Annotated in this window: 24 protein-coding genes, 1 tRNA gene and 1 pseudogene; 19 read left to right on the top strand and 7 right to left on the bottom strand. The window is 52.9% G+C overall.

Annotated features, from left to right (window positions below; all coding sequences use genetic code 11):
* Nucleotides 1-566 precede the first annotated feature (566 nt).
* From AC1M2H_RS25465 to AC1M2H_RS25495, 7 genes and pseudogenes are all read left to right on the top strand, one after another.
* Nucleotides 567-2,858: a type VI secretion system Vgr family protein gene (locus AC1M2H_RS25465; RefSeq protein WP_480149535.1), complete on the top strand. Its 2,292-nt coding sequence runs from the start codon at nucleotides 567-569 to the stop codon at nucleotides 2,856-2,858.
* A 15-nt stretch (nucleotides 2,859-2,873) separates the two neighbouring features.
* Nucleotides 2,874-4,874, top strand: coding sequence for a DUF3289 family protein (locus tag AC1M2H_RS25470; protein WP_480149536.1), 2,001 nt, complete (start codon nucleotides 2,874-2,876; stop codon nucleotides 4,872-4,874).
* A 4-nt stretch (nucleotides 4,875-4,878) separates the two neighbouring features.
* Nucleotides 4,879-5,355 (top strand): hypothetical protein, encoded by a 477-nt coding sequence (locus AC1M2H_RS25475; RefSeq protein ID WP_480149537.1) that lies wholly within the window; start codon nucleotides 4,879-4,881, stop codon nucleotides 5,353-5,355.
* A 116-nt stretch (nucleotides 5,356-5,471) separates the two neighbouring features.
* Nucleotides 5,472-5,927, top strand: a complete 456-nt coding sequence (locus tag AC1M2H_RS25480; protein WP_480149538.1) for a hypothetical protein — start codon at nucleotides 5,472-5,474, stop codon at nucleotides 5,925-5,927.
* 1,670 nt (nucleotides 5,928-7,597) lie between these two features.
* Nucleotides 7,598-7,843 (top strand): hypothetical protein, encoded by a 246-nt coding sequence (locus AC1M2H_RS25485; RefSeq protein WP_480149539.1) that lies wholly within the window; start codon nucleotides 7,598-7,600, stop codon nucleotides 7,841-7,843.
* A gap of 655 nt (nucleotides 7,844-8,498) precedes the next feature.
* Nucleotides 8,499-9,304, top strand: a protein-coding gene (locus AC1M2H_RS25490) for an IS5 family transposase (RefSeq protein WP_480149540.1) whose coding sequence is annotated in 2 segments (ribosomal slippage) — nucleotides 8,499-8,849 and nucleotides 8,852-9,304 — 804 coding nt in all. Because the reading frame shifts where the segments join, the coding sequence is not laid out codon by codon here.
* A 225-nt stretch (nucleotides 9,305-9,529) separates the two neighbouring features.
* A pseudogene (locus AC1M2H_RS25495) lies at nucleotides 9,530-9,928 on the top strand (TonB-dependent receptor plug domain-containing protein); the annotation flags it as partial.
* A gap of 699 nt (nucleotides 9,929-10,627) precedes the next feature.
* On the opposite strand, the gene AC1M2H_RS25500 reads toward AC1M2H_RS25495, so the two are convergent.
* On the bottom strand, nucleotides 10,628-10,753 hold the full coding sequence (locus tag AC1M2H_RS25500) for a hypothetical protein (RefSeq protein ID WP_480149541.1): 126 nt from the start codon (nucleotides 10,751-10,753) through the stop codon (nucleotides 10,628-10,630).
* A gap of 102 nt (nucleotides 10,754-10,855) precedes the next feature.
* A tRNA-His gene (locus AC1M2H_RS25505) sits at nucleotides 10,856-10,945 on the bottom strand.
* Nucleotides 10,946-11,353: 408 nt separating this feature from the next.
* On the opposite strand from AC1M2H_RS25505, the gene AC1M2H_RS25510 reads away from it, so the two are divergent.
* From AC1M2H_RS25510 to AC1M2H_RS25525, 4 genes are read left to right on the top strand one after another with little or no spacing between them, the layout of a single operon-like run.
* Nucleotides 11,354-11,614, top strand: coding sequence for a hypothetical protein (locus tag AC1M2H_RS25510; protein WP_480152067.1), 261 nt, complete (start codon nucleotides 11,354-11,356; stop codon nucleotides 11,612-11,614).
* Nucleotides 11,614-12,561, top strand: coding sequence for an ABC transporter substrate-binding protein (locus AC1M2H_RS25515; RefSeq protein ID WP_480149542.1), 948 nt, complete (start codon nucleotides 11,614-11,616; stop codon nucleotides 12,559-12,561). The genes AC1M2H_RS25510 and AC1M2H_RS25515 overlap by 1 nt, the downstream gene beginning before the upstream one ends.
* Complete coding sequence (locus tag AC1M2H_RS25520; RefSeq protein WP_480149543.1) at nucleotides 12,558-13,307, top strand: class I SAM-dependent methyltransferase; 750 nt, start codon at nucleotides 12,558-12,560, stop codon at nucleotides 13,305-13,307. Before AC1M2H_RS25515 ends, AC1M2H_RS25520 begins: the two co-directional genes overlap by 4 nt.
* Before the next feature lie 32 nt (nucleotides 13,308-13,339).
* Nucleotides 13,340-14,317, top strand: coding sequence for a FecCD family ABC transporter permease (locus AC1M2H_RS25525; RefSeq protein ID WP_480152035.1), 978 nt, complete (start codon nucleotides 13,340-13,342; stop codon nucleotides 14,315-14,317).
* Nucleotides 14,318-14,410: 93 nt separating this feature from the next.
* Here the strand turns inward: AC1M2H_RS25525 and AC1M2H_RS25530 are convergent, their stop codons facing one another.
* Nucleotides 14,411-15,319 carry an AraC family transcriptional regulator gene (locus AC1M2H_RS25530; protein WP_480149544.1) on the bottom strand — a complete coding sequence of 303 codons (909 nt, stop codon included), beginning with the start codon at nucleotides 15,317-15,319 and terminating at the stop codon, nucleotides 14,411-14,413.
* A 347-nt stretch (nucleotides 15,320-15,666) separates the two neighbouring features.
* Between AC1M2H_RS25530 and AC1M2H_RS25535 the strand changes: the two genes are divergently transcribed.
* Together AC1M2H_RS25535 and AC1M2H_RS25540 are read left to right on the top strand one after the other, a co-directional pair.
* The gene (locus AC1M2H_RS25535) at nucleotides 15,667-16,524 is read left to right on the top strand and encodes an SDR family oxidoreductase (protein ID WP_480149545.1); all 858 of its coding nucleotides are present in this window, start codon (nucleotides 15,667-15,669) and stop codon (nucleotides 16,522-16,524) included.
* Nucleotides 16,525-16,581: 57 nt separating this feature from the next.
* The gene (locus tag AC1M2H_RS25540) at nucleotides 16,582-17,139 is read left to right on the top strand and encodes a flavin reductase family protein (protein ID WP_480149546.1); all 558 of its coding nucleotides are present in this window, start codon (nucleotides 16,582-16,584) and stop codon (nucleotides 17,137-17,139) included.
* A 147-nt stretch (nucleotides 17,140-17,286) separates the two neighbouring features.
* On the opposite strand, the gene AC1M2H_RS25545 is transcribed toward AC1M2H_RS25540, so the two are convergent.
* The 3 genes from AC1M2H_RS25545 to AC1M2H_RS25555 form a co-directional block, all read right to left on the bottom strand.
* The gene (locus AC1M2H_RS25545; RefSeq protein ID WP_480149547.1) at nucleotides 17,287-18,261 is read right to left on the bottom strand and encodes an ATP-binding protein; all 975 of its coding nucleotides are present in this window, start codon (nucleotides 18,259-18,261) and stop codon (nucleotides 17,287-17,289) included.
* A gap of 66 nt (nucleotides 18,262-18,327) precedes the next feature.
* Nucleotides 18,328-19,038 (bottom strand): response regulator transcription factor, encoded by a 711-nt coding sequence (locus AC1M2H_RS25550; protein WP_480149548.1) that lies wholly within the window; start codon nucleotides 19,036-19,038, stop codon nucleotides 18,328-18,330.
* A gap of 443 nt (nucleotides 19,039-19,481) precedes the next feature.
* A complete protein-coding gene (locus AC1M2H_RS25555; RefSeq protein ID WP_480149549.1) occupies nucleotides 19,482-20,375 on the bottom strand; it encodes a LysR substrate-binding domain-containing protein in 894 nt (297 codons plus the stop codon).
* A gap of 100 nt (nucleotides 20,376-20,475) precedes the next feature.
* Here AC1M2H_RS25555 and AC1M2H_RS25560 point away from each other — a divergent pair, with 100 nt between their 5' ends.
* The 3 genes from AC1M2H_RS25560 to AC1M2H_RS25570 all read left to right on the top strand — a co-directional run bounded on the left by AC1M2H_RS25560 (nucleotide 20,476) and on the right by AC1M2H_RS25570 (nucleotide 23,694).
* The gene (locus AC1M2H_RS25560; RefSeq protein ID WP_480149550.1) at nucleotides 20,476-20,805 is read left to right on the top strand and encodes a YciI family protein; all 330 of its coding nucleotides are present in this window, start codon (nucleotides 20,476-20,478) and stop codon (nucleotides 20,803-20,805) included.
* A gap of 536 nt (nucleotides 20,806-21,341) precedes the next feature.
* Nucleotides 21,342-22,316, top strand: coding sequence for an aliphatic sulfonate ABC transporter substrate-binding protein (locus AC1M2H_RS25565; RefSeq protein WP_480149551.1), 975 nt, complete (start codon nucleotides 21,342-21,344; stop codon nucleotides 22,314-22,316).
* A 19-nt stretch (nucleotides 22,317-22,335) separates the two neighbouring features.
* Complete coding sequence (locus AC1M2H_RS25570) at nucleotides 22,336-23,694, top strand: LLM class flavin-dependent oxidoreductase (protein ID WP_480149552.1); 1,359 nt, start codon at nucleotides 22,336-22,338, stop codon at nucleotides 23,692-23,694.
* A gap of 157 nt (nucleotides 23,695-23,851) precedes the next feature.
* Here the strand turns inward: AC1M2H_RS25570 and AC1M2H_RS25575 are convergent, their stop codons facing one another.
* Nucleotides 23,852-24,643, bottom strand: a complete 792-nt coding sequence (locus tag AC1M2H_RS25575) for a DsbA family protein (protein WP_480149553.1) — start codon at nucleotides 24,641-24,643, stop codon at nucleotides 23,852-23,854.
* 236 nt (nucleotides 24,644-24,879) lie between these two features.
* Here AC1M2H_RS25575 and AC1M2H_RS25580 point away from each other — a divergent pair, with 236 nt between their 5' ends.
* From AC1M2H_RS25580 to cbpM, 3 genes are all read left to right on the top strand, one after another.
* Nucleotides 24,880-25,539 (top strand): TerC family protein, encoded by a 660-nt coding sequence (locus AC1M2H_RS25580; protein WP_480149554.1) that lies wholly within the window; start codon nucleotides 24,880-24,882, stop codon nucleotides 25,537-25,539.
* Nucleotides 25,540-25,700: 161 nt separating this feature from the next.
* The gene (gene cbpA / locus AC1M2H_RS25585) at nucleotides 25,701-26,618 is read left to right on the top strand and encodes a curved DNA-binding protein (protein WP_480149555.1); all 918 of its coding nucleotides are present in this window, start codon (nucleotides 25,701-25,703) and stop codon (nucleotides 26,616-26,618) included.
* Complete coding sequence (gene cbpM, locus AC1M2H_RS25590; protein ID WP_480149556.1) at nucleotides 26,618-26,923, top strand: chaperone modulator CbpM; 306 nt, start codon at nucleotides 26,618-26,620, stop codon at nucleotides 26,921-26,923. Before cbpA ends, cbpM begins: the two co-directional genes overlap by 1 nt.
* Nucleotides 26,924-26,927 lie beyond the last annotated feature (4 nt).

Genomic DNA, 26,927 nt, shown 5'->3' on the forward strand with positions numbered 1-26,927 from the left:
ACATTTTTTATCGCGCGTGTTAAATCTTTTTGATCTACAGATGAAAATACGGGTCAAGCCAAGGGTCTTGACAACAGGCAGGCATGAAATTTATGCTAATTTTCAACTTAATAGATAACTGAATGATCCCGAGTCCGGGCACCACTATTCAGAGAACCCGCCCAAAAGGCGGTTTTTTGCATTTCTGGGGTCCCGGTAGATTTCTGGTCGAGATGCTCGCTGATGCCCCTGCCCTGTTTCTGCCATTCAGCATGAACATTTCTCTTGAGCGCCCCCTACCCTTCCGGTCACAGCGCCGCTGCCTGTCAGGCTTCAAACAACTATCCCCATCATTTACAACCTTTGGCTAGTTTCATCAACACAAGTTGACATCTGGTCTTTGTCCAGTCCTTATGTACCGGGAAAAGACTGAAACTATTCATCTCCTGTTGCGGCAATATTCTGATTTTCAGGGTACTAATAAAAAAATCGTTGTCTGAGCTGTTCATATAAAAAACAATAACCCACATTTATTTTGCGTATTAACTGGCTGTGGCTTGCTCTTCACCCTGGAAGGTGTCCCGTTGATGGATTTAACTGCACTCGCCCTGAATAAATCGTTATCGCTCTACAGGCTGGATATTAATGACAGCACGGTTATCCCCGATGTGCTGAGATTCAGAGGCCAGGAAGCCCTGAGTCAGCCGTTCTCGTGGCGTATCGAGTTCACCACGCCGCAGATCGTGCAAGGTGAAGATGTCCTGATGAAATATGCCAGTTTCGATATGAACGGAAATAAAGCCGTTCACGGTATGATTACCGCTTTCGAATGGCTCTCCACCAGCACCGATCAGTCCCACTACGCCATTACCCTTGAATCCCGGCTTGCCCTGCTTTCCCGCTCCCGTCGTTGTGCTGTATTCCAGAATCTCTCTGTACCCGAAGTGGTGGAACAGGTGCTTCGTGCTCACGGGCTGGAGGGACCTGACTTTGAATTCCGTCTCGCCCTTGAATACCCGAGTCGTGAAGTAATTTCGCAGTGGCGTGAAACTGACCTCGAATTTATCCAGCGGCTGCTGGCAGAAGTAGGTATCTGGTTCCGTTTTGAAATGAATGACGCAGCAGAACTGGACGTTGTTATTTTTGGCGATACCCAGCTTCAGTATCTGTTTGATGTCAGACTGCCCTACCGGGAGCCTTCGGGTCTGTCGGCGGAAGAGTGTGTCTGGGGTGTACGCATATGGCACAACGTGGTACCGGGCGGGGTGCACGCAAATACGTATAACTACCGTACCGCCACCACACCGCTACATGCCAGAGTCTCCGTACGCAGTGATGCGGTGACAGCGGGTGAGCATTACCGTTACGGTGAAACATACCTGAAAGACGGGGACGATACCGACCCGGAGCCCGCCACTGAGAGTGGCGCATTCTATGCGCGAATTCATCACGAACGCGAACTGAATCGGTCAGCCCGGCTTCATCTCTTCAGCAACGCGCCTCACCTGACGCCCGGGCAGGTACTGGAGCCGCAGGGGGATGTCATTACCGCCCTGAAAGAAGGGGTGATAATGACGCTGGTGACGTTTATCGGCTCACGTGATTCCCGTCTGCATGTCTCTGTATGGGGACAACCTTATACAGAGCGCTACTGCTTTCGCCCTGTCGTTCCTGAGCGCCCTGAAATTCACGGGACGCTTCCCGCCCGCACAGAGAGCCGTGAGAAACACGATATCTATGCCCATCTTGATGAGCACGGACGTTACCGTGTGAAGCTGGATTTTGACCGCAGTGATAGTGAACAGGGCTACAGCTACCTGTGGCTGAGAATGGCTAAACCCTACAGTGGTCAGGATTATGGCTGGCACACACCACTCACTGACGGAACTGAGGTCGCCATTGCATTCAGCAGCGGTGATATTGACTTGCCGTATATTTCCCATGCCATGCATGACTCTGAGCATGTCGATGTTGTGACCCGGGACAACCGCAGCCAGAACATTCTGCGCACCGCTGGCGGGAATAAACTGCGGATGGAAGACCTGCGCGGTGAGGAGCACATTGCGCTAACCAGCCCTTATGGAGCTTCACCGTTAAATCAGGGCCATATCACTGACGAACAAGGTAAACAACGCGGTTCGGGTTTTGAGCTTCGCACTAATGAGCACGGCGTGATCCGGGTGGCAAAAGGGCTGTTCGTCACCGCAGAAGGCCAGACTAAAGCAGCGGGTGACGTACTGGATATGGATACCGCTTTGCGTGAAATTGAAATCTGCCAGAACCAGTTGCAGGCACTGGCTGCTGCTGCGGAACAGGCTCAGGCGCTGGAAGCGGGTATCGCCAGTCAAATAGCCATGTTCGACAAACGCCTTAAACCGCTGAACGAGATGATTCACTTTCATGGGCCGGAGGGTGTGGCCTTTACCAGCAGTGAACACATGCAGCTCGCCGCAGCGAAGAACATTGCCATGAATGCCGGGGGCGATATCAGTACGGGTTCAATGGGGAACACAGCCCTGCTGGCCGGAGAAAAAATCGGCCTGTTTGCACGTACCGGGAAACTCAGCCTGATTAGCGGTGAAGGTCCGGTAGATATCCAGGCGCAGAACGGCAATATGCAACTGTTTGCAGAGCAGAAGCTGAGCATAGCAGCGGCGAGCGACATTCTGTTTGCCGGAAAAAAACGCGTCACACTCATCGGTGGTGGTAGCTACCTGAGAATTGAAGCCGGGAAAATAGAATACGGCACCACCGGGGACTATATACGCAAAGTGAAGCGCACGTATTTTGGAGCATCAGCCACAATGCCTGTTGATTTGCCCTCTCACGATAAAGTGGCGGACCTGCCTCCGGCTCTGAACGCGTTTTCATTTTCATAAGCAAGGAATGCACTGATGCACATTTCTCCACCCATTATGTTTCCCCGCCAGAATAATGAAGAGTATGCCGCATGGGTCATGCGGACGATGCCTGTCGACCCGCACCGTGGTTTTCCGGTCAACGGGGTGGAGTCATGGCACGGTGGCATCCATATTCCCCATACCGATACCGGTGCGTTAGCCAATCCGCTGAGAGCCGTTGCCGACGGTGTAGTTGTCTATGCCAGCTATCCTGCGCCCACGGAGAAACGTGATACAAAACCGCTGAATTACGATGGCGCAACGGATAACGGATGCGTGCTTATTCGTCATGAAATGCTCATTGGTGAAGACCCTGTAGCGTGCGTGTTTTACTCTCTGACCATGCACATGAAGCAGGTACGGCCCGAAATTCAGGATAAAGCGGGTGTCACCGTCAGACGGGGTCAGGTCATTGGCACCACCGGTATGGTCAGTGGGAAAAATGCGTACCATTTTCAGATGTGCTGCTCTTCCGACATGCTGAAGATAGTGTGTGGACGCGATCACGGTCAGCCTGGTGTCAGCGCGCCGGGTAGAGCAAAACCTGTTTATGGCCATCGCTATTTCTTTCTTCCTGAAGGTACCGCTATTTACGAAGGAGGCACACCCTATGGGCTGTCAGCCTACCCTTGCTGCGTCACTACAGAAGCGCTCTATGTTATCCATGAAGGTACTAAGACCCGGACGCTGATTAAGGTCAGTGATGATTACCAGCCTGTCGGGGAAACGGCCATCGCGGTGGACTATATCTGCGAACCCACACCGACAGTCGGCGGACATAAAACCTACAGTGAGTGGATGCGGGTGGTCTACCCCGGCGGTGAAGGATGGGTGGATGTTTCTTCTCCGGCAGTGAATGGCTGGACCGATGCCGATTTCCCTAACTGGGCGGGCTGGACGCTTGTTGATGACGATGCAACGCCCGACGGTCAGTGCAATTCAGCGACCGTGAAAAAAGCGCTAGAAAAGCAGGATCCCGACTTTACCCGGTTTATCTGTAAATTCCCTCTGGAGTGGGATTTTGCGTCTTTCGATACCCGTTTTTCATGGCTGAAAGCGCCGAATGACTCGCTGCCTGAACCCATGAGTGAGAAGAGTTACACAGAGCTGAAGGAACATGCGAAGGCACTGTCGTTCTTCGATAAATTCCCCATGGACATTCAGAAGGAGTTAACCGGTCTGGTCTGGCATTTTGACCCGCGTGGTCTGATGATCCAGCTTCAGAAAGCAGAGCGTCGACTCATCTATAATACAAAAAATATGATGAATGATTTTACTGCTGACGATATGCGTTACGGGGATTTATCCAAAGAGCAGATACTGGCGCAGGGGAAGCTGAACCGGGTAAACGTATTTGGTGAAGAATTTAAGATCAATCTGTTTAATTTTAACAAAACAGTGGATGAGCACTTCGCCAGCATGGACAGTATGGCTTTCTGGACGGCAAGTGGTGAATATGCCCCCCTTATCCAGATCATGCTTGAAAAATTCAGAAAAAATGAAGGTAGGATAATGCAACACGAGTTGCTGAACAAGGCATTTCTGGAGCATAAAACTACTAAAGAATGCGTTGAGGTCATTCGAAAAATTATTGATGAATTACTCATAAACAATCAATGTAATCAACTATCAGAAAACGACCTAGTAGAGCTTAGAGCAAAAATAGGACGTAATGTTACACTGCCAAAATTCACTGATTTGGATTGGTTCAATGGACTAGGAATAACCATCCATGATACCTACTCAACGAAGATATATCTGGATGATTTAGAGATTATAGAAACTGAAACTAGGGGATTACGCCGTAAAAATTTCAAAGCACGATTAACATTTCAGATACAGGATCATTTTGGATTGGATATCGCAGATGTGAATGGAAAAATTTTCGAACTATCCTCGTGGTTCTGTTCTTGGTTTATTTTGCAGCGCTATAAATATTATGGTTACAAACCTTTCATCAATGAATCAAATTTCAGCATATGGATTGGCGGGTAGGGATATGAAATATATCAAAATGATTTCCGTTATAACTTTCCTCTGTACACTTTACATAATTTATGCATTTTACCTAAGGCAGGGGCATATAAAAGAAATATACCAACATTCAGAGCACAGTGGATTATGGGAACGAGATTGTAAATCTACTGTAATCTTAGTGGATAATGCTCCCCTGTCTCATTATGCTCAGAAAAAATTCTGGGAGAAGAACAGCTCGGAAATAATGAAAAAATGGACACCATTAACGGATAGATGTGATGAGATTCTTTTCATTAATAACAGAATTGATCCCATAAAGCGAAGTGGCAACATAAAATATTGGATTGCTGACGATGAAGTTTGCTTGAATGGCATGCTTAGTGGCTGCATTTCCTGGAATGAACGCCTGTTCTATGTTCAAATTGGCCCCCCTAAATGGAAAGATGAAATCGTAACAGATACAAGCGGCATCCGCGTCCACCTTAGTTTTATTGATTGAAGTTAATTTTTATATAATATAATTTACACATGCCTCATTTTCGTTGAAAGTGAATAATGCGAAATTTAGAAGAAAAGACGACAACACCCTAAGCATTATTATTTGGAATGATATGAATGAACCATACTGACTATCATGATTTAAAAACAGAAATAAAATCATACACTAGAAAGATGAATAAATGGTGGAAAGATCTACAGAGGGATTCAGTAGCCGAATGGATGCTACTTACGACTTTTGGTTGTTGGGGAATACCTAATCGCCCTTTTCAGCTCATAGCTTTCATTATTACTTTGCTCTTCTTTGCTGGAAAATTACGTAGACTTCAGCGTGGAGCATCTTTTATAAGATCGGAGAAAAGCATTCTTGAGCATATCGAGAAAGCCACTATCAATAGCAGTGAGCGCGAGGAACTTTTGCATCGACTGAATAAAGTAAGAAAGTTCAGAAAAAACCGAAACTTTATGTTTGCCATCAGAAGAAACTGGAGATTTCTTCTTGGCTACGCGTTCATGATGGCTTCATCAGTTTATTACCTTCGCACCGTATACATTTCTTTTATTCATAAATGAGGAAGATGCTGATTATAAATATCATATTTAGTGGTGCAAGCAACTCTTCTCGAGTTGTTTGACTATTCAGCAGTGAAATAATCACAATCCCCCGCAATTTCCCCGTAACATTCCCGTTGTTTTCCCGCCCCAGAGATCTGCGTACTCCTTGCATATCAACACCTTCTCTGAAATCTCCCGTTTTCCCGTTCGATTTTCAATAGATGGCGTTAAGCATTTACCACCACTGAACACACTTCTTATCTTTCCCCCATCATCTGGATGCTCTGATAAAATGAAAAAAAACATCTCAACTAAACATCATTAGCTTATTATTATTAATATACTACATTAAGAGAAAACAGTTTTCATATTTCTCCATAAATAGATATGATAGTTTATTTTACATGATTAATATTAATGATCCTGGTAAGCGTGGAAATTCATCATTAATTGAACAAGTCTGAAATAATCGAAATTAGTCATAAGATGTCCCCCTACACCAATCAAAACAAAAATTCATTGATGAAATGAAATCATATATATATTCATTTATATATTATTCATATAGTTTATTTATTATCAGTCAGTTTACCCTCTTCACTGAAAGACCAAGAGTAAACACTACACCATTGCCTTTCATTCAGTGCCCACCCCAGCACGTTATAACGGGGAAACGGGGAATTGCCCGTCAAACCATTATGCCGAAACGTTTTTTCACCTCCCGTTTTAAGGGATTTCACCGGGTAAGCCTCGGGAAGACCAGAGACAGACCGGAGAATACCGATTGCTCATGTCATTCAATTCCGCCACAGTTCGCATAACACACTGAGGCACGGGACTCTTCCCTCCCTGCCTCACTTTCTGACCACATTCACGCATTAAATCACCCACTGCATAAGGAGACTTCTGCATGCCCACACCACGTCGTTTCAAATTCACTCACCACCTCATTGATGGCCTGCCGCCTAATGAATCCGATGCCGCTTCCCGGGAAGCCGAGTACAGCGATACCGAAATCAGCGGGCTCAAATGTCTGCTTGGTACAGGTCGCGTTAAACATAACACCTCTCCGATTCCAGTCCCGTTTTCGCCATGTATAAAACATTGACAGATAGAAATCAAAATGAACAATAATGATGAAGTAAGAAACTACAGCGCAGATATTTATGGGATGAATGAAAAAATAGCACGAACGATCAACCGAAGCGATTTCGTACTTATTGTTTTATTCCTTTCACCCCAAGCGGGGTGTTGCCCAAAAGTTTTTATTTTGAAATCTTTGTCTGATACTATAGAATTATTTTTAATTTTATTCTTTATGTAGCCTTTATCAATAACTAAACACTCTATTTAATTTCGCAATAACAGCACATACATCCACAGCAAAACAATAGTCTGGACTTATTGAATCCATAAAAATACAATCAATTAAAAATTAACCATTGACTATGCGTGCTAAATATGACAATTTTAGTCAAGAAAATAAATGAGAAGTATTCATCCTTAAAGGAGATATCAGTGGTTCGTATACCAATTACGTATAAATAGTATATTCCCAGCCTGAATTTTCAATATGCTGTAGGTAATAGTGATAGCAACTCACATGCTCCCTATCCCCAATAAACCTCAATATACAGGTTTATTGGGGATAGGCAGGAAAGACAAGAAATTAACAAGGGAAATAGCACATGAGAGAATTGGCTATTGAGGAAATAAATACTATTGCTGGTGCTGAATGTACCCTTAATGGACCTGGACAGTCTGCAGTGAGCGTTGGTATTGCCAGTTCAGTTGCCGGGATGGCAACCGGCACTATGACGCTGCCTGTCTTCGGTACCGTTGCTGGTTGGGTGGGCGGAGAAATCCTTGGTACAGTTGGGGGAGCAGCAGGTTATGCCGGGACATGTTGGTGGAATAACAATACTCAGAATTAGTCTGACAAGCCTGATTCTTTTTATTCTCACACTACTAGTTAATATTTATTTCAATGAAGAAAAGGGGTTAATAAAACCGGTCATTCAATCAATCATTTCCACCTTGATTTTTGGTGGTGGATTATTCTTGTTCTCAAGAAATAAATGATCTAACTTTTACCGGATAATCAACAAAAAGATGTTAGCGCCTATCCTGGCCGGAGTTATTGACGCAGCCAGTTTGAACACCGACAGCGCGTAGAAACCGGAGCGTACATCTAGTACGTGAGGATTTTGAGCAATGTCCAGAGCCAAAATAGCAAGTAAAATAGACCTAATGGGATAGGCTCTTATTCCACTTTATACAGGCATATATTTTATCGGTGAATACATTTATAGGCAGTCGAAAATGAATAGTAGATCGCTAGCGGCATTTTCGCATCAGCGTTATGAACACTACATACATACAAAATCCAGATAACATCAGACACTACAGAACGGATATAAAATAGAATGAAAAATCTATCAACTCTTATCGAGTGTCTAATCCCCTTCATCGCGAAAAAAGTGACTACCCGGTGGCTCTGGACTAATAATTTAGATAACGCCCCACTAAGAGCCTATCCCAAAAGGAATTATCGTATAATACGTTACGGTAATTTCTGAGGGGGAATGTATGGCGGGTAGCAAGTGGCAGATCAGCGACGAACTATGGGAAAAAATGGCTCCACTCATCCCGGAGCATAAAACCAGCCACCCACTGGGGACTCATCGTAGACGCGTTGATAACCGTGCTGCCATGGATGCCATATTCTTCGTCCTCAGGACCGGTTGCCAGTGGAACGCCCTGAACGCCACCGGGATATGTTCATCGAGTTCTGCACACCAACGCTTCCAGGAATGGCGCGATGCGGGAGTCTTCGAACGCTTCTGGCAGAACGGTTTGCTTGCCTGCGAACATCTGGACGGCATTGACTGGTCCTGGCTGTCGATGGACGGCTGTATGACCAAATCGCCATTGTCAGGAACAAAAAAACAGGCCGTAATCCCACGGACAGAGGGAAACAAGGCGTAAAGCGTAGCCTGCTGACAGACGCCAACGGGCTTCCTCTGTCGCTGGTTGTTGCAGCAGCGAACACGCACGATATCAAACTGGTTGCAGATACGCTCGATGCACCTCAGACGGGGCGTCCGGGGCAAAAACTCAGACTCTGCCTGGACAAAGGTTACGAAGCTGGCTGGCTGAAAACGTATCTACAGAGCCGCCGCTACGAGCCGCATATCCAGTCCCGTAAAGAGGAGTCTGATGCAGGTAAAAACACCGACTTCAAAGCCCATCGCTGGGTTGTCGAGAGGACTCATAGCTGGATGAATCGCTTTCGCCGGGTTCTGACCCGATGGGAAAAGAAGGCCGAAAATTACGAGGCCATGTTGCATTTTGCCTGCGGCATCATTGTCTGGAACAAAATCCTATTGGGATAGGCTCTAAAGGCGCTCATAAAGGATTCCAAGCCCAGCGCCACGCCAGCGTAATAAACAAGCCCGCGTTTCTGGCACGATGCATCTCGCAACTACAGCCACCACCCACCTTCCATAAAGCCCCCAACCCCTCCCCTTCTCACCCAATCGCATTGGCCTACTTTTTTTTCCTTACATTAAATGTTACGTTATAACATAACATAACATTTAATAATTTGATGCCGAACGATGAAAATTAAACCCTCTTTGCTGGCTCTCGCAGTCGCACTAAACGTTTCACCACTGACCTATGCAGCAGATGAAACTCTGGTGGTCACCGACGGCGCGTCCGACGATGCCGCCCTGGCCGATTCGGCGCTTCTCTCATCCGGTTCGGCCTCGCGCCTCGGTCTGAGCGATAAACAGACGCCGCGCCACACGGAAATCCTCAGCGCAAAAACTATCCAGGCACAGGGCAAACGGACCCTCACCGAAGTCGTCGAGAGCGCGCCGGGGATGTCCGGCACCAGCTCGCCAACGCTTGCAAACAGCGTTTCGCTGCGCGGCTTCTCCGGCGTCTCCTGGCTGCTAAACGGCGTAGCGGTACCCGGCAGCACGATTCAAATTGCCGATCCGGTGCATTACGAAAACGTCGATATTCTCTACGGCACCGGCTCGGTTTTGAACGGCCTGAGCTCCGCCGGCGGCAGCGTCAATCTGACCTCGCGTAAAGCCACCTTTGGCCGCCAGCCGGTGGAAGCCGACTATAGCTGGTCAAGCTATAGCAGCCATCGCGCCCATATCGGCGCGGGAGGCACGCTGGTTGAGGGAATGGCCGCCGGCCGCGTGGACGTCAGCGCCGCCAGTACCGGCACCCAGGTTGAGAAAGAGCGCAGCCGTCCGGAACGCGTCAGCGCGCAGCTCCTGCTGACGCCGACCGCTAACACCCAGATAACCTTTGATATCGACCGTAGCTTAACGGATATGCGTAATCCCTACTTCGGCACGCCGGTTATCAATGGCAAAGTCGATCGCGATTTACGTCATGTGAACTACAACAACCTTCAGGATGCGCATATCCGCAGCCAGGCGACCTCATTCCAGTCAACCCAGTCCTGGTACGCCACGCCTGATTTGACCTTTGAAAACCAGTTCTACTATTACAAAGGCTTTCGCGAATGGCAGAACGTTGAGCGCTACTATCAGGCGCAGAAAGCGAGCTACGTGACCCGCGATTCTTATGGCGATATTGCGCACGATGACAAGCTGACGGGCAACTGGACCATGGTCACCTGGGATCGCCCGATTGCGTCATTCGCTAACCGCGTAACGGCCGGCGTCGATTTTTCAAAACGGGAATTTCAGTACTACTCCAACGGCTTCCCCGGCGGGGAAGATGTTCTGCTGACCGACCCGGCCGCCAATGATTTCCGCACCGGCGCCGGCGGCAAGATGCGATCGCCCATCCGCCATATCACCCAGAACCAGTATGCCCTGCTGCTGGAAGACAACCTGAATATCACCGATGCCGTCGCCCTGTTAAGCCAGGCGCGCTACACCAATCTGGACACGCACTGGCACTATCAGCAGGATAATCAAACCCGCAATCGAAACTATAGCTTCATAAGCTTTGGCCTGGGGCCGAGTTGGGCCATTAACGATAGCTGGACGCTGTATGCCAACTATTCCACGGGCAAAGAGCCCGGCAGCGATATCTTCTTTATCAGCCCCGAACAGACGTCGCTGCCGCTTACCGCCGTTCGGCAATACGAAGCGGGCGTAAAGGGGACGTTCGCCCGCGGCGCAATCAAGCTCGCCGTTTACGATCTGCAGAAAAAGAATCTTTATCAGCAGTCGGCAACCCAGACGGAAGTCTGGAACGCGGTTGGCAAGCAGACCTCTCGCGGCATCGAATTAAGCGGGTCGCTTAAGCCGCTGGATAGCGTCACCCTGACAGGTAATGCCGCCTATACCCACGCGCGCTTTGACGATTTCAAACAGGGTACGCAGGACCTTTCCGGCAACCGCCCGCGCTACGTTCCGGAGTGGACAGCGAATCTTTCCGGGCGCTATATGCCGACCAACCAGCTGGGGCTCGGCGCGCAGCTCCACTATGTGGGCAGCAGCTATAACGATGACGCCAACACCAACAAAATGGGTGATTACACCACTCTCGACCTGAACGCCGACTATGCCGTGCTGAAGGACGTTATCGTGGGCACCCGCGTGCGTAACCTGACGGATCGTTTCTATACCTGGCAGCGAACCTATGCCGGGCAGGAGATGATTGCCCCAGGCCGCACTTATGAAGCCTATATCAACATGCGCTTCTGATGAGACGCCTGGCCTACCTCGCTCTGCTGGCAGCTTCTGCCAGCTTTGCTCATCCCGTGACCTTGCAAAACTGTGGGCGATCCTGGACCTTTGAGCATACGCCACGGCGGACCGTGGTCTATATGCCGACCGCGATGGAAAACATGCTCGCGCTGCGCCTGGGGGATTCCATTATCAGCGCCGTCGGCTACCGGCCGGATGAAGATACCGCGCCGTCTCCGTGGTACAAGCCGCTAACGGCTCGTCTCGATGATGCTCCCTGGTCGGCGGAAGCCCTGCTGGCCTCCCGGCCAGATTTTATCTATTCCGGCAGCTACTACTGGTTTAACAGCCCGGAAACCGCCGGTCGTGAAAGGATGGCCGAATGGGGCATCGCCAGCTGGCTGATTGCAGGGATGTGCAATGGCCTGCAAAGCGCTTCCCCTGCGTCCGCCACCTTCGCCAGCATCTATGCCGAGCTGCGCAATATTGCGCGTATTTATGCCGTAGAGCCGCGCGCCGAGGCGCTGATCGCCGATCTGAAGCAGCGGGTCGCTGCCGACAGCCGCATAACGCTGCCGCCGAGAACGCTGATGTGGTGGTATTCCGGGACGGCGACCCCTTATGTGGCGGGCGGTCATGGCGCGGCGCAGCTGCTAACCCAAACTATCGGCAGCAAAAATATCTTTGCCGATAGCAAGGAACTGTGGCCCGCCATGAGCTGGGAGGTCATCGCCGAACGAGATCCCGACTACCTGATTCTGGCCGATCTACGCCGGGGCGGCGCCGGCGACAGCGCCCGCAGCAAAATCGATTTTCTGGAACAGAACCCGCTCACCGCCGGCATGAAGGCGGTGAAAGCAAAGCGTTACATCATCTTACCCGGCTACGACATGGACGCTTCCGCGCGTTCGGTGCTGGCCCTTCACCGACTTGTCACGCAAATACACGCTAAGGAACAACCATGACCTTTCCCGCCCGCGAATTACTCAAGAACTGGGATCAACAACAAAGCGCCTACATCGCCCACCGCGAAGCGCGCTATAGCGCCGCGCTGGAGGTGCTGGCGATGAGCTATGGCGAAGCCTTCCACGTGGTGGATCTGGCCTGCGGCCCGGGCTCGTTTAGCCTGCGTATTTTGCAACGTTTTCCGGCGGCAACCGTCACGGCCATTGACCTCGATCCGCTGCTGCTGACGCTGGCCAAAGAAGCGTTGTCTGAATACAGGGATCGCATTCGGTTCCTCAGCGGCGATATCGCCACCGCGGATTGCTTCGCCGCTATTGCCGACAGGCCCCAGGCGGTGGTTTCCAGCACCGCCATCCACTGGCTGCTGCCGGAGCAGCAGGTGGCGCTGTATCGCAACGTGTTTAACCTGCTGGATGAAGGCGGCCTGTTTATGAACGCCGACCACCAGCGCTTTGACCAGCGCAGCCCGCAGCAGCTGCTGCTGGCCCGCACCCACGATGACAGCACCCAGGAGAAGGCCTGGGCCGCCGGCGTGCAGGACTGGGACGGCTGGTTTGCCGCGGCCACCCGCTATCCCGAGCTGGCCGCGCGGGTCGATGAACGCGCCGCCATTTTTGCCGACCGCCCGACGCCGCTGGCCACCACGGTAGAATTCCAGCTGGCCGCCCTGCGCCAGGCCGGTTTTACGGAAACCGGTACGCTGTGGCAATTCCTCGATGACTATATCGTCGCCGGCTGGAAATAATCATGCTGCGTTCCCCTGTTTTTCGCCTCGCCATGCTGCTTCCGGCGCTGCTGCTGGCCCTGGGCATAGCCATCATGTATGGCCCGGTGACCTTCTCCATGCAGGAGGTGGCACACGCCATCCTGGCAGGCTACTGGCATAGCGATACGGCGGGAACGCTTCATCAGCGGATCGTCTGGTCCCTGCGCGTGCCGCGCTCCCTGCTGGCGGCCCTCGCCGGCAGCGCGCTGGCGCTGGCCGGGACGGTTCTCCAGTCGCTGACCCGCAATCCCCTTGCCGACCCCTGGGTGCTGGGCATTTCATCCGGCGCGGGCCTCGGGGCGGTGCTGGTCATTGCGCTCGGCCTCAGCGTGGGCTGGACCGCGGTGCCTGCCGGCGCTTTCGGCGGCGCCATGCTGGCTTTTGCGCTGGTGCTGCTGATGGCGCGTAAATCGCTATCCGGCCAGTCCAGCCGCTTTGTGCTGACCGGCGTCGCCGTAACGCAGCTGCTCTCCGCGGCCACGTCGTTGATTACGCTCTGGAAAACGGATGCCGACACGACGCGAGGCGTGATGTTCTGGCTGCTGGGGAGCTTCGCTCAGGCATCCTGGCTACAGGTAGCGCTCTGCGCGGCGGCGCTGCTGCCAATATTTCTGATCTGCTGGTGGCGGGCAATAGAGCTGGATGTCCTGACGTTCGGCGGCACGACTGCGGCGTCGCTCGGCGTGGAGGTCGGCACTCTCAAGCTGGCCCTGTACTGCCTGCTGACCCTGTTAACGGCGGTGGTTGTCGCCTGCTGCGGGGCTATCGGTTTTATTGGGCTGACCGTGCCGCATATCGCCCGCATGCTCATTGGCCACCGCCATCGCGCGCTGCTGCCGGCATCCATGCTGTGCGGCGCTATCTTTACCGTGCTGGCCGATACCCTCGCCCGCACGCTGTTTACGCCGCGCGAACTCCCCGTCGGCATCCTGACGGCGATGCTCGGGGTGCCGCTATTTCTGTTGCTTATCTCGCGAACTTCACGGTAAAAACGGCTTTCGGCGCAGCAGTAAAATCATCCACCCGATAACCTGGGTAACCCTCGTCTGCCAAGCGGCGGCAAAGACATATCGGCCTGCGGGCTAATGCGTCGACGTGGCCGCTTCAAGCTGAGCGGGCTCCATCAAGGCAAATGCTGAGCGCATCTTACGCGCCTCTTCTCCAGGGCTACGGCCAAATAGCCGTTTGAATTCGCGATTAAACTGCGATGCGCTTTCGTAGCCAACCCGGGCCGCGGCCCCCGCGGCGGTAACGTTGTCGCGGATCATCATCAATCGCGCCTGGTGCAGCCGCACCGATTTGATGTACTGAATGGGCGAAGTGGCAGTCACGGTCTTGAAGTGCACGTGGAAAGCCGGCACGCTCAGGCCCGCCTCGCGCGCCAGTGAAGCCACATCGAGGGGCTGGGCGTAATCGCTATGAATACGCCGCAGCGTACGTGCGATGCGACCAAAGTTGCCGTGACAGGCCAGCGCGGCGCGGATCGCCCCGCCCCGTTCGCCCAGCAGAACGCGAAAGATCAGCTCCCGCACGATACCCGGCCCCAGAACCCGGGCTTCAAGCGGCGAGCGCAGCGCCTGCAGCAGACGTACGGTCGTATCTGCCAGCGTATCGTCCAGCCGCGTCGAGACAATGCCGACAGGCGTTCCGTACGCCGCGCAGGCGTGCTGATCTACCGCAATGACAAGGTCCGCTACGGCGGTCATGTCCAGACGAACGGTGATGGCCAGCAGCGGTTCTTCCGGGCTGGCATCGGTCTCGCTTGAAAACGGCAGAGGTACCGACAGCACCAGATAGTGCAGAGGATCGTAGCGGTAGACCCGATCGGCCAGATAGCCGCGCTTGTGTCCCTGGCAGACAATGACGATGCTCGGTTCATAGAGCACGGGCGTGCGGGCCAACGCCTCGTCGGCGCGGATCAGGCGCACGCCATCCAGCAGGGTACGGGTGTGCCCTTCGTGCGGGGCAAGCTGCCGGATCAGCGTCACCATTTCGGACTGTAGGGATACGCAGGGCCGTCTTTCTGACATGGAGTAGACCTATTCAACTGACTTTCCACGCGTATTGTTGCCTTTTGAATACGTAAAGATCAATGCGCCGAATAGGATTAGGCAAGGACGCAAGAGGCTTAGACCTGATGCGCACAGGCCCCCCCCATTATGATACCAGCGTGTTCGATATCCCACGGCGATCCCTTTGACGGGCGAAGACGGGCAAGGACGGAGCTTAAAACCGGCCGTATCCGCAACCGTCAGGATAGTCGTACTTACCGGTATCAGTAGCGGTACTGCGCCGTTCAGCTATGCCACGCATTTTTCAGCATCAGGAGTCGTCATCTATGCAACAACAAACACACCCGGCAAAAGTTTGGTTCATCACCGGTGCCGCACGCGGCATCGGTCTGTCGCTGGCTCGTCAGGCGCTGGCCCGGGGCGATGCGGTGGCCGCAACGTCTCGCACGCTGGCCAGCCTGCGCCAGGCGTTCGGCGATGACGGCGCCCGGCTGCTGGGGCTGGAGGTGGATTTGGTGAACGAAGCAAGCGTTCAAACGGCGATCGGCAAGACCATCGCGGTCTTCGGCCGCATCGACTACGTCGTCAACAACGCCGGCTACGGCCAGCAGGGTACGATAGAAGCCTTGACAGACGCCGAGCTGCGGCGCAATTTCGAGGTCAACGTGTTCGCCCCTCTGCACGTTCTGCGCCATGCCCTGCCGCACATGCGCGGGCAGCGCAGCGGCCACATTTTCAACGTGGCGTCCATTGTGGGCTTCCAGGGTGGCTATGCCGGTTGGGGCAGCTACGTTGCCGGCAAGTTCGCGCTGGCCGGCCTGACCGAAACCCTGGCCGCCGAACTGGCAGAGCTGGGCATTAAGGCCACGGTGGTCTATCCGGGCCCCGTACGCACCGGATTTTTGTCCAGGAATACGCTGGTCGTGGCTCAGCGCTCAATCGCTGAATACGCCGAGGCCCAGGCGTCGCTCGATCTGCATCTCAACGGGCTGGACGGGAAGCAGGCGGGCGATCCCGATAAGGTCGCCGCCCTGATCCTGCAGGCCGCCAGCGCCGCCGAGCCGCCGGTGCACCTGTTTGCAGGGCAGATAGCCAACGCCCTGGCGGAGCAGAAAATGCAGGCGGTTCATCGGGACCTGGAGGTGTGGCGAAACGCGTCCGACGCCACGGATTTTACCGAGTAATAACCCGCGCTTCGGGGGAGCCCCTTCCCCCGAGCCTGCCACTCTGGAGGAGATATCATGCCTGACAGCCTGCCCGCGGAAAAAGCGTACCGTATTCTTGAATCCGGCCCCATTGTCCTGGTGTCCACCCGATCGGCCGAGGGTCGAGCGAATCTCATGACGGTGGGTTTTCACATGATGATGCAGCACGAGCCGCCCCTTGTCGGCGTGGTGATTGGTCCCTGGGATTACAGCCATCGGGCGCTGTCCGATACGGGCGAATGCGTACTGGCCGTGCCGACTGCGGACCTCGCGGAGATTACGGTCGACATCGGCAATTGTTCGGGAGAAACGCGCGACAAATTTGCGCATTTCGGCCTGACGCCCGCCAGCGCGCAAACGGTCAATGCGCCGCTGGTGCGCGAATGCTGGGCAAATCTGGAGTGCCGGGTCGTCGACGATAGCTGGGCGCAGCGCTACAACCTGTGGGTGCTGGAAGTCAGCCGGATATGGCTCGACGCCGCGCAACAGGACGTGCGTCTGATCCACCATCAGGGCGATGGCCGCTTCAGCGTGGATGGCGAGACCATAGACCTCAGTGAAAAGATGGTGAAATGGCGCTACCTGATGGATTGAAGCCATCACGTTAGACGATAACGGGGAAGAGGCCCGGGATAAGGACCTCTCCCGGCTCGCTCCGCGGGAGCCCAATATATAAACCTGCCGCTCGTTGATACGTCATACGCAAATAAAACAAGTATCCAGGATACCCGCAGACCGCCGCTAGCCGTCCCGCAACGTCATGCGAAAACTGACGCCCCCCAGCCTGCTGGGCTCACAGAATACCTGCCCACCATGAGCCAGCGCGATGGCTCGCACCACCGACAGACCCAGCCCGGACGCACCGGCGGGCGAAGAAGAGCCGTTATCCGCACGATAAAAAGCGTCAAATATTCTTTCCCGCTGTTCGGAGGCGATCCCCGGCCCTTCATCCTCCACCACAATCTCAATATTACCGGCCTGCCGACGGCAGGAGACCGCCACTTTGCCCTGGGCCGAGTAATCCAGCGCGTTATGCAGCAGCGCCAGAATGCTCTGCTTAATGCGGAAGATATCGATATAGCATGTCATATCGTCAAGCTGTTGCACCAGCTCCTTCCCTTTCTCGGCAAACTGCGGCTGCAGCGTGAGCAGGAGATCGTACATTTCGCTTTTCAGATCAACAAATTCGCGGAACAGACGCAGCTGACCGGTGTCAGCAAGGCTGATAAGACGCAAATCCTCAATCATGTGTATCAGACTGTCGGTGTGCTTAATCAGCCCGGCGAGATTGATGCTATCGAGCTGGATGACGCCATCATGAATACCCTGCAAATTAGAGCGGAGCACCGTGACCGGCGTACGTAGCTCATGGGCAATGGCGGCGTTCCACTCTTTCATATCCAGCGACATACGTTCGAGCTTTTCCGCCATATGATTGAAATCGCTGACCAGATGATCCATTTCAGTAACGTGATATTTTCCCGTGCTGGCCCGCGCCGACAGCTTACCCTCGGCGATTTGGCGAGCGCTATCAACAATCGAGGAGATAGGGGTGATCATGCCGCTGATAAAGCGCAGCGACAGGCCGACGGCGATGGCAATGGCGATGAAGATGGCAATCAAAGCGTTGAAATAATCGCTGGTTGTGGTTGTTTCAAACGCCGTGCCGTTGACAATCCATGAATAGAGGTAGCAGACCAGAAATGAAATGATCATGCTGATACTCGTCACTCTGGCTGAGAAGAAAAATAACCAGCAGCGAATGCTGTACTTTTTCACGCTTTAATCCCCCAGTCGGTAGCCAAAGCCGCGAATGCTCTCAGGCACAAAATTAACGCCTACTTTTTCCAGCTTTTTACGTAACTTACTGATATGGCTATCAACCGTACGCTCCCCCGCGCTGCTTTCGGCAAAGCAGGCGTCGAGTATCTCGGTTCGGCTAAACACCCGCTTCGGGTAGCGAATCAGATGCAGCAAAATGCGGTATTCGGTGGACGTCAGCAGATTAGAAATATCGACGCGTTCGGGTCCAACCTGCACCTGGTGCGTCATTTGATTGATATACATATGCTTAGTCTGGTAAATCTTGCGCACATCGTCCCTGGTATGATGACGCAGCCGCTTCAGGATCACGAGGATACGCGCAATCACCTCGCTCGGATTGAACGGTTTTATGACATAATCGTCCGCGCCGGTGCGCAGCGCGTAAACCTTATCGGCATCGGTATCCAGCGCGGTCAGCATCATTATCGGCGCATCGCTGAATCTGCGGACCTCTTCTAAAACGGCCCAGCCATCTTTGCGCGGCATAATAATATCGAGAATGATAAAGTCTGGTTCATGCTCCTGTATATAATCAACCGCCTTTACACCGTCATCCGCATGAAAAACAATGAATCCTTCGCGATGTAAATATGCCATCAGCGCGCTGGCGATGTCCCGATCATCTTCAGCCAGGACAATTTTTATTTCGTTGTTTGAGGATGCTTTCATTTATTAACACTTCTCCATGCACTCTCCATATAACCTCCACGTAAAAGAGAAAAATGGCCGATAACATCTCTATATCAAAATTCAGTGTAGTATTAACGACTAAAAAAAATTTTACCACACTCAGAAAATATTTATTTCATACAATAACAAACCATTGTAACCATTGACTTAATAATCATTAGCAACGGCCGAATTATTCATCAAACCTGCATTCAGGAGCGCTCGATGAAAAAATCATATATTACCGCCGTAATATTACTGACTCTTACTGCTTCCGCCTCTTCAATGGCGGCAACGAACGCCTCAGGAGCGCAAAAAATTGTTCGCAACAGCTAAAGTGCTGAACCACTCATCCACTCCTCAGGCCCGGATATAGATTGATATTTTTAACGGCTAAAACACCTGATGTCTCTTGTCAGGTGTTTTATTTTCAAGGGTAGCAGTTAGTTAAAATAGTCACTGAGCTCATCAACCAGAATTCTATAACGCGTCTCTTTTAGCCGTGAAGGGTCGTACAGCAGATTCATCGTGCGTTCGGGAAACGTATAGTCAGCCAGAATAGCGACTAATCGCCCCTCCTTAATAGGCTGCTCAAGCCCCTTTTCATAACCAATCAGGACCCCAACGCCTTTCAACGCGGCTTCAAGCATGGCACCCCAGTCGTTAACGATCAGCCGTGAAGTCACCTCAACTTCAATGAGCCCCTTCGTGCTGTAGAAGGGCCAGCGATGGGTTGCTCCCTCAAACCACGGGGAGAAACCCAGACATTCGTGATCGGCGAGATCGGCGGGATGAAGTGGCCAACCGCGCCTTGCCAGGTATCGGGGGGCCGCACAGGCAATAAGCCGATATGCGGATAGCGGTTTGGCCGCTAATCGCAGGTTGGCGTCAAGTTCGCCGATGCGGATCGCGACATCGCATCCTTCAGCCGCCGGATTGATGACCTCATCAGATAACGTGAGCTCAACGCGGAGTTGCGGATAGCGCTGGAGAAACTGGCTGACAAAGTTCACCAACGCATAGCGTCCAAACGTGACCGGAGCGTTTAATCGAAGCATTCCGGAGAGGGATTCAGCCGCTCCGTTAGCTTCACGATCGGCATCGTCAATGGCCTGCAGAGTGGCTTCACAGCGCCGAAAGTATTGGCTACCGGCGGGCGTAAGGCTGTGTTTGCGCGTCGTTCTGTTAAGCAAACGGGCCGACAGCTGTTTTTCCAGCGTGGCGATATGGCGTGCCACCATTTGCGGAGACATCCCCAGCCTGTCTGCCGCCGCGACAAAAGAGCCTTCCCGCACCGCGGCAACAAAAACGCGAAGACCGGTAAGTTTATCCAGCATTAACAACTCCTGATTGTTTCACAACCCAATACCAGCCTATTTTAAATACTGTCAGCGGTCATTATGCTTCTGTTTCTTCACCATCGAGCAGGAACAGACTATGGGTATCTATATTGTAAGAATGGACCATCCGGAAGGAACGGAGTGGAATACGTTTGTTCGGGAGCATGTGATCTACCTGAAGGATCTTATCCAAAAAGGCAAACTTATTGCATCGGGACCACTGAAGAACACCCCGCTACGAGCGGGTTTTCTGATTTTCAGGGCCGATACGGTGGAAGACGTTCAGGATATGGTGAATGCGGATCCTTTTATGCGCCAGGATCTTATCGCGCACCTGGATATTCAGGAATGGGACCCGCTGTTTGGTCAGCTTAGCGCCCTATCGAGCCGCGTTACGGCCAAAGAGCTGCAGGATCTGGTTGACTGAATCTGATTTCACGATTGCCAGAACACTGCCGTTATCGCAGTTCACGAGATGCCGTCGCATTCGTGGTCAGTGGGCTTGCCTGCCCGCAAATGCGGGCTGTCACGCTCCGGTCTCGCCCATCGGTTCAGCACAATAAGCGCTTTTCGTACGGCATTCAGCCGCATCGCCGGCTGTTCCCCAAAGCAATTTCGCGAGGGTCATATGCGGCGGCCAGGCGCCGAATTTCAATCCTGATAAATATAAAATAAGATACATCACCGGCAGCCCAATAACATTCATAAATAGCCACCTTTGCAAAATGCCATAAAATTCTCACTCGGGCATTCGACACTAATTATCGGCACGGCGCCGCCGGTTATCCTCTGAGCCGTTAGCCATCAGACCTTAATGCCGAATGAAAAATACCACCACAATAAAATTGTTTTATGCGGATATCGCATAACCAAATGACATTTTCTGGTAAGCCATACATCCTCATTGACCGAACTCGCGGAGAAGATATCATAAAAAAATAAACATAAAACGGACATCACCCAATGAATAAACTAAAACTTAACTTCACCAGGAAATTCATCGCCATCATCGCCCTGCTGTCGCTTATTTCCGTTAATGTCTCAGCGGCGCCGCAAAAAGTATTAAGAGTGGGCTATCAGAAATTCAACTCCATTAATATATTAAAAGGAAGCGGTGAACTGGAAAAGGCGCTAAAAGACCAAAACATCACGGTTAAATGGTACGAATTTGCCGCAGGCCCCCAGCTGCTGGAGGCGTTAAGTACCGGCGCTATCGATATCGGCCATGCCGCGGATGCTCCGTCGGTGTTTGCTCAGGCTGCGGGTAAATCAATTACATATCTCGCCGTCGAGAAGCCTAATCCTCTCGGGATCGGGATCGTGGTTAACAATAACTCGGCAATCAAATCGGTTGCTGATTTAAAAGGTAAAAAGATTGCTACCGGTCGTGGATGGAATGCGCAATATTTATTAGCGCTGGCGCTTAAACAGGCCGGGCTAACTTATCAGGATATCAAACCGGCTTACGTCAGCAGCGCGGCCGATGCCACCGCTGCGCTGGAATCAGGCAGCGTTGACGCCGCAACGCTGTGGGACCCGTTCCTCGCAGCCGCAGAAAAAAAATTGCCGGTACATGTTATTCGCAGCGGAGAAGGTCTGAGCAATAACCGGACATTTTATTTAAGCACCACAGATTTTGTGAACAATAATCCACAGACGGTTAAGATCTTCTTCTCCCAGCTGGAAAAAGTCAGCCAGTGGGCAAATAACCATCCAGAAGAAGTCGCAGAAAAATTAGCTCCGCAGTTGGGCATAACGCCAGACGTTTTGCTATTAGCGACTAAAAGACGAAACTATGAGGCGGGAGAAATAACGCCGCCGGTCATCAAAGAGCAGCAGCAGGTTGCAGATACTTTCCAGGAGTTAAATCTTATCCCGGAGAAAATCACCGTCGGGGATATTGTCTACCCAAAATCTTTCGTAAAAAATAATCCATAACGAGCGGGAGATTGCCATCATGGCGGTAAAAAAAATCAGATTTAATGCCTTTACGATGAATTCAACCACCCATCAGTCTCCTGGGCTATGGCGACATCCGCAAAACAGAAGCGACGAGCACAACAGTATTGAATACTGGCAAAATCTGGCCCGCTTGCTTGAAAAAGGATTATTTGATGCGGTTTTCATCGCTGATGTTATGGGGGTTTATGATGTTTATAAAGGCAATGCGCAAGCCTCCATTAAGGGAGGAGTACAGTTTCCGGTTCACGATCCTTTGTTGATTGTTCCGCTAATGGCCGCCGTAACGCAAAATTTAGGTTTCGGCGTGACCTTCTCCTTAACTTATGAGCACCCCTTTCCTTTTGCACGCAGGATGTCCACATTAGACCATTTAACCAATGGTCGGGTCGGCTGGAATATCGTCACCGGCTATTTAGATAGCGCAGCCCGGAGCCTCGGCCTGGATAAGCAGCTGGATCACGACCAGCGTTATGACCTTGCCGATGAATATCTTGAAGTATTGTATAAATTATGGGAACACAGCTGGGAGGACGAGGCGATCATAAAAGATCCGGATACCGCCCAATATCTCGACGCGACGAAAATACATAAAATAAACCATCAGGGTGAATACTTTACCCTTTCCGCCTATCATTTAACCGAACCTTCTCCTCAGAGGACGCCGGTACTGTTTCAGGCAGGGACTTCCGCGCGGGGAAGAACCTTTTCCGCTAAACACGCGGAGTGCGTTTTCATTAGCGGGCCAACCAAAAGCGTGATCGGAAAAATGGCCAGCGATCTCCGCGAGAGCCTGCTGGCGTCCGGCCGCAGCCCTCACGAGCAGCTCATTTATGCGCAGGCTTTACTCATTGTGGATGTCGATCCTCAGCGCGCCCGGGAAAAATTAGATGACTACATACGCCATATCGATTTCGAGTCGGCAATATCGTTACTCTCCGGCTGGACGGGTCTCGATCTTTCTGATTTAAAACCCGATCAGGTCATTGAGTATATTGAGAATAATGCCGGAAGATCGGCGCTAGCCTCTTTTACCCGTAGCAACCCAAACCATAAATGGACCGTCGCTGAAGCGGTGAAATTTATCGGGCTCGGCGGCCGCGGGCCGATTATCGTCGGCTCTCCCACGGAAGTGGCCGACCAGCTCGAGGAGTGGATTGACGAAACCGGCGTCGATGGATTCAACTTAACCTACGGCATCGCACCGGGTGATTTTAGCGCGGTGATAGAGTTACTGATCCCGGAATTACAGCAGAGAGGCCGGTATCCGCAGGCATATTCCGATGGAACGCTCCGGCACAAGCTATTTGGTCAAGGCAGCCGCATCAGAAATAACGGAACCTCGACGCCGCGCTAGCAGGTATGGCTCGTCCATAGCCAGCCCCGCTGGCGGGCTTTACGCATAAAACCCGGGCCGCTAACCTAATCGACGCGCGGGCGTATGGCATAAATATCAAAGACGGCTTGCGCCTTCGCACGCGGCGGAGGTGTGCGAATTCAGCTCCGCCTGGTAATCAGCTACCGCCGGCTTTTTTGATCGCCGCATCCAGCGAGTCTTTATCGGCAAGACCCGGGAAGACGGTGATAGTGGCTTCGGTCGCCCCGGTGGTCGGCATGACGATAACGCCCGGCGTGCCGCTTAAGCCGATCTCCTGCGCCAGCTGGTTAGTCGCCTCAAGCGCCGGCTCAACGTCCACAGCCTTCTTCGCGTCGAAATTGACCTTCTTCGCCTGCTGCTGAATATCCGCCGCCGTCAGCTTGCCCTCGTTATGCCCGGTGGCATAAATCCCGTTGTGGTAGGTCAGGTAGGCTTCCGCCCCCAGTTGCTGATAAATCTGCATCCCGGTTTTCGCCGCGGTCAGCGACGTCTCCCAGCGGCTGCCGAAAATAGGCCACTCTTTAAAGGCAAAACGGGTCTGCGGATTTTCCTTAATCACCTGCTCCATCACCGGCGCCAGGCGGCTACAGTAAATGCACTGGTAATCAAAGAATTCAATCACCGTGACCTTGCCATCCGCCGGTCCGTAGGTCGGCGTATTTTTATCCTGGGTCAGCGCGGCCTGGTTCTTAATCACCGCCTGGGTTGCGGCGCTGGCCTGCTGCTCTTGCTGAATCTGCTGCAGCTTCTGGCTTGCCTGCAGCAGCACCTCCGGATGAGCAACTAAATAATCCGCGGCAATCTTGCCGATGCGCGCTTCCTGCTCCGGCGTAAAGGTAGCTGCGGGGGCATCAGCAGCGACAGCCAGGGCCGGAAGCAGCGTGGCGCCAATCAAGGCGAGGGTCACTATTTTTTTCGAGCCGGACATGAGGATGATCCTTGCGATAGGTAAACGGCGGGTAAGTCTGTTGAGACAAAGTAACACTCTTTTACCCGCGAATAATCATCAGGCGATGCATTGATTCGTAACTTTATTTTTCAACCACGGGCAGACGCGCCGCCGCTGGTATTCACCCGAGCGGTGGTCAACGCGGTCGAACGGGAGTACCCTTGCCCCTCCTTTTACCCTGGGGAAGGGCGCTTTCCCGGTTAGATGAGTCAGGCATGAACGAGCTAGTTATTCAGTGGGATTTTACCGTCATTTTGCTGCAAATCATCGCTATCGACCTGCTGCTTGGCGGCGATAACGCGGTGGTCATTGCCATGGCCTGCCGCAAGCTGCCGCCGCATCTGCGCACCAAAGCAATCATTATCGGCACCTTTGGCGCCATCGTGGCCCGGGTGCTGCTGGTCGTGGCGATCTATCTGCTCTCTTTACCGTGGCTCAAAATAATCGGCGCTCTGCTGCTGCTGTGGATTGGTATCAGGCTGGTCGCCAATCAGGAGGAGAACGAAGAGGTCAGCAGCTCCAGCAGCCTGTGGCGAACCGCCGTCACCATCACGGTGGCAGACGTCATTATGTCCCTCGATAACGTGCTGGCGGTGGCCGCCGCCGGCAAGGGCCACCTGCTGCTGGTGGCGCTGGGGGTACTGATCAGCATTCCGATCATCGTCGCGGGCAGTAAGCTGGTGCTGGCGATATTGAATCGTTTTCCGGCCATTGTCCTGCTGGGCGGCGCGTTAATCGGCTGGATTGCCGGCGCCATGCTGGTCACCGATCCGACCATTATTCAGCTGTTCCCCACGGCTCCTGACGCGCTCCCGACCATCGCCGGGGCCGCTGGCGCCGGGCTGGTGATCGCCGAAGGGATGCGTCGAAGCTAGGGTAAAAATTCAGGCCAGCGGGCCGCTCGCCGCCCCCTCTTTCGCCGTCGATCCCGACGGCGTCAAGTTTCAGGCACATTCCTCTCACAGGCGTTTTCATTTGCCCTAAGCTTAATGGGGAAAGTTGTTACCACCCCACTTTGTGAAAATGAGATAACGATATGGAATTAAAGGATTATTATGCCATTTTAGGGGTTAAGCCAACGGACGATCTAAAAACCATTAAGACCGCCTACCGTCGCCTGGCTCGTAAATATCACCCCGACGTCAGCAAAGAAAGCGATGCTGAAGCCCAGTTCAAAGATCTTGCCGAAGCCTGGGAGGTGCTGAAAGACGAGCAGCGCCGCGCAGAGTATGACGAGCTCTGGCAGCATCGCAACGATCCGCACTTTGGCCAGCAGCAGGCCTCCCACGAGCAGAACTACAGCCAGCAGGACTTCGACGATATCTTCTCCTCGATGTTTGGCCAACAGGCGCACCACGCCCGGCGCCAGCAGGCCGCACGCGGCCACGATTTAGAAATCGAAGTCGCGGTATTCCTCGAAGAGACGCTTGCCGAACAGTCCCGTACCATCAGCTACAGGCTGCCGGTGTATAACATTTTCGGCATGGTCGAGAGCGAAACGCCTAAAACGCTGAACGTGAAAATCCCCGCCGGCGTCAGCGACGGCCAGCGCATCCGCCTGAAGGGTCAGGGGACGCCGGGCGAGAACGGCGGGCCGAACGGCGACCTGTGGCTGGTTATCCATATTGCCCCGCATCCGCTGTTCGATATCGTGGGCCATAACCTGGAAATCGTCCTGCCGCTGGCCCCGTGGGAAGCCGCGCTGGGCGCTAAGGTGACCGTCCCCACCCTCAAAGAGAGCATCCTGCTGACGATCCCCGCGGGCAGCCAGCCGGGTCAACGCCTGCGCATCAAAGGTAAAGGGCTGGCGAGCAAAACCGCCACCGGCGACCTGTTTGCGGTGATAAAAATCGTTATGCCGCCGAAGCCAAACGAAAAAACCAGCGCGCTCTGGCAGCAGCTCGCGGACGCAGAGGCGAGCTTCGAGCCGCGTAAAACATGGGGGAAAGCATAATGGCGAAGATGACAGTGACGTTCTCCATCACCGAGTTTTGTCTGCATACCGGCATTTCTGAAGACGAGCTGAGCGAAATCGTCGGCCTCGGGATGATTGAACCGCGCCAGCCGCAAACCGAGGTCTGGCTGTTTGACGACAGCGCGGTAACGATCGTGCACCGCGCGGTGCGCCTGCGCCGCGAGTTGGAGCTAGACTGGCCAGGGATCGCCGTAGCGCTGACGCTGCTGGATGAGAACGCGCGCCTGACCCGCGAAAACCGGCTGCTGCACCAGCAGCTGGCGCGCTTTCTGACCCACAGCTAATCTG

This window comes from Klebsiella sp. F11 (genome assembly GCF_056712265.1).

Bases quoted from the DNA above. Each gene is read 5' to 3' on its own strand.
- AC1M2H_RS25465 (WP_480149535.1), top strand. From the start codon at position 567: ATGGATTTAACTGCACTCGCCCTGAATAAATCGTTATCGCTCTACAGG.
- AC1M2H_RS25470 (WP_480149536.1), top strand. From the start codon at position 2,874: ATGCACATTTCTCCACCCATTATGTTTCCCCGCCAGAATAATGAAGAG.
- AC1M2H_RS25475 (WP_480149537.1), top strand. From the start codon at position 4,879: ATGAAATATATCAAAATGATTTCCGTTATAACTTTCCTCTGTACACTT.
- AC1M2H_RS25480 (WP_480149538.1), top strand. From the start codon at position 5,472: ATGAACCATACTGACTATCATGATTTAAAAACAGAAATAAAATCATAC.
- AC1M2H_RS25485 (WP_480149539.1), top strand. From the start codon at position 7,598: ATGAGAGAATTGGCTATTGAGGAAATAAATACTATTGCTGGTGCTGAA.
- AC1M2H_RS25500 (WP_480149541.1), bottom strand. From the start codon at position 10,753: ATGGCGGATGGGCGATCGCATCTTGCCGCCGGCGCCGGTGCGGAAATC.
- AC1M2H_RS25510 (WP_480152067.1), top strand. From the start codon at position 11,354: ATGCCGACCAACCAGCTGGGGCTCGGCGCGCAGCTCCACTATGTGGGC.
- AC1M2H_RS25515 (WP_480149542.1), top strand. From the start codon at position 11,614: ATGAGACGCCTGGCCTACCTCGCTCTGCTGGCAGCTTCTGCCAGCTTT.
- AC1M2H_RS25520 (WP_480149543.1), top strand. From the start codon at position 12,558: ATGACCTTTCCCGCCCGCGAATTACTCAAGAACTGGGATCAACAACAA.
- AC1M2H_RS25525 (WP_480152035.1), top strand. From the start codon at position 13,340: ATGCTGCTTCCGGCGCTGCTGCTGGCCCTGGGCATAGCCATCATGTAT.
- AC1M2H_RS25530 (WP_480149544.1), bottom strand. From the start codon at position 15,319: ATGGTGACGCTGATCCGGCAGCTTGCCCCGCACGAAGGGCACACCCGT.
- AC1M2H_RS25535 (WP_480149545.1), top strand. From the start codon at position 15,667: ATGCAACAACAAACACACCCGGCAAAAGTTTGGTTCATCACCGGTGCC.
- AC1M2H_RS25540 (WP_480149546.1), top strand. From the start codon at position 16,582: ATGCCTGACAGCCTGCCCGCGGAAAAAGCGTACCGTATTCTTGAATCC.
- AC1M2H_RS25545 (WP_480149547.1), bottom strand. From the start codon at position 18,261: ATGATCATTTCATTTCTGGTCTGCTACCTCTATTCATGGATTGTCAAC.
- AC1M2H_RS25550 (WP_480149548.1), bottom strand. From the start codon at position 19,038: ATGAAAGCATCCTCAAACAACGAAATAAAAATTGTCCTGGCTGAAGAT.
- AC1M2H_RS25555 (WP_480149549.1), bottom strand. From the start codon at position 20,375: ATGCTGGATAAACTTACCGGTCTTCGCGTTTTTGTTGCCGCGGTGCGG.
- AC1M2H_RS25560 (WP_480149550.1), top strand. From the start codon at position 20,476: ATGGGTATCTATATTGTAAGAATGGACCATCCGGAAGGAACGGAGTGG.
- AC1M2H_RS25565 (WP_480149551.1), top strand. From the start codon at position 21,342: ATGAATAAACTAAAACTTAACTTCACCAGGAAATTCATCGCCATCATC.
- AC1M2H_RS25570 (WP_480149552.1), top strand. From the start codon at position 22,336: ATGGCGGTAAAAAAAATCAGATTTAATGCCTTTACGATGAATTCAACC.
- AC1M2H_RS25575 (WP_480149553.1), bottom strand. From the start codon at position 24,643: ATGTCCGGCTCGAAAAAAATAGTGACCCTCGCCTTGATTGGCGCCACG.
- AC1M2H_RS25580 (WP_480149554.1), top strand. From the start codon at position 24,880: ATGAACGAGCTAGTTATTCAGTGGGATTTTACCGTCATTTTGCTGCAA.
- cbpA (WP_480149555.1), top strand. From the start codon at position 25,701: ATGGAATTAAAGGATTATTATGCCATTTTAGGGGTTAAGCCAACGGAC.
- cbpM (WP_480149556.1), top strand. From the start codon at position 26,618: ATGGCGAAGATGACAGTGACGTTCTCCATCACCGAGTTTTGTCTGCAT.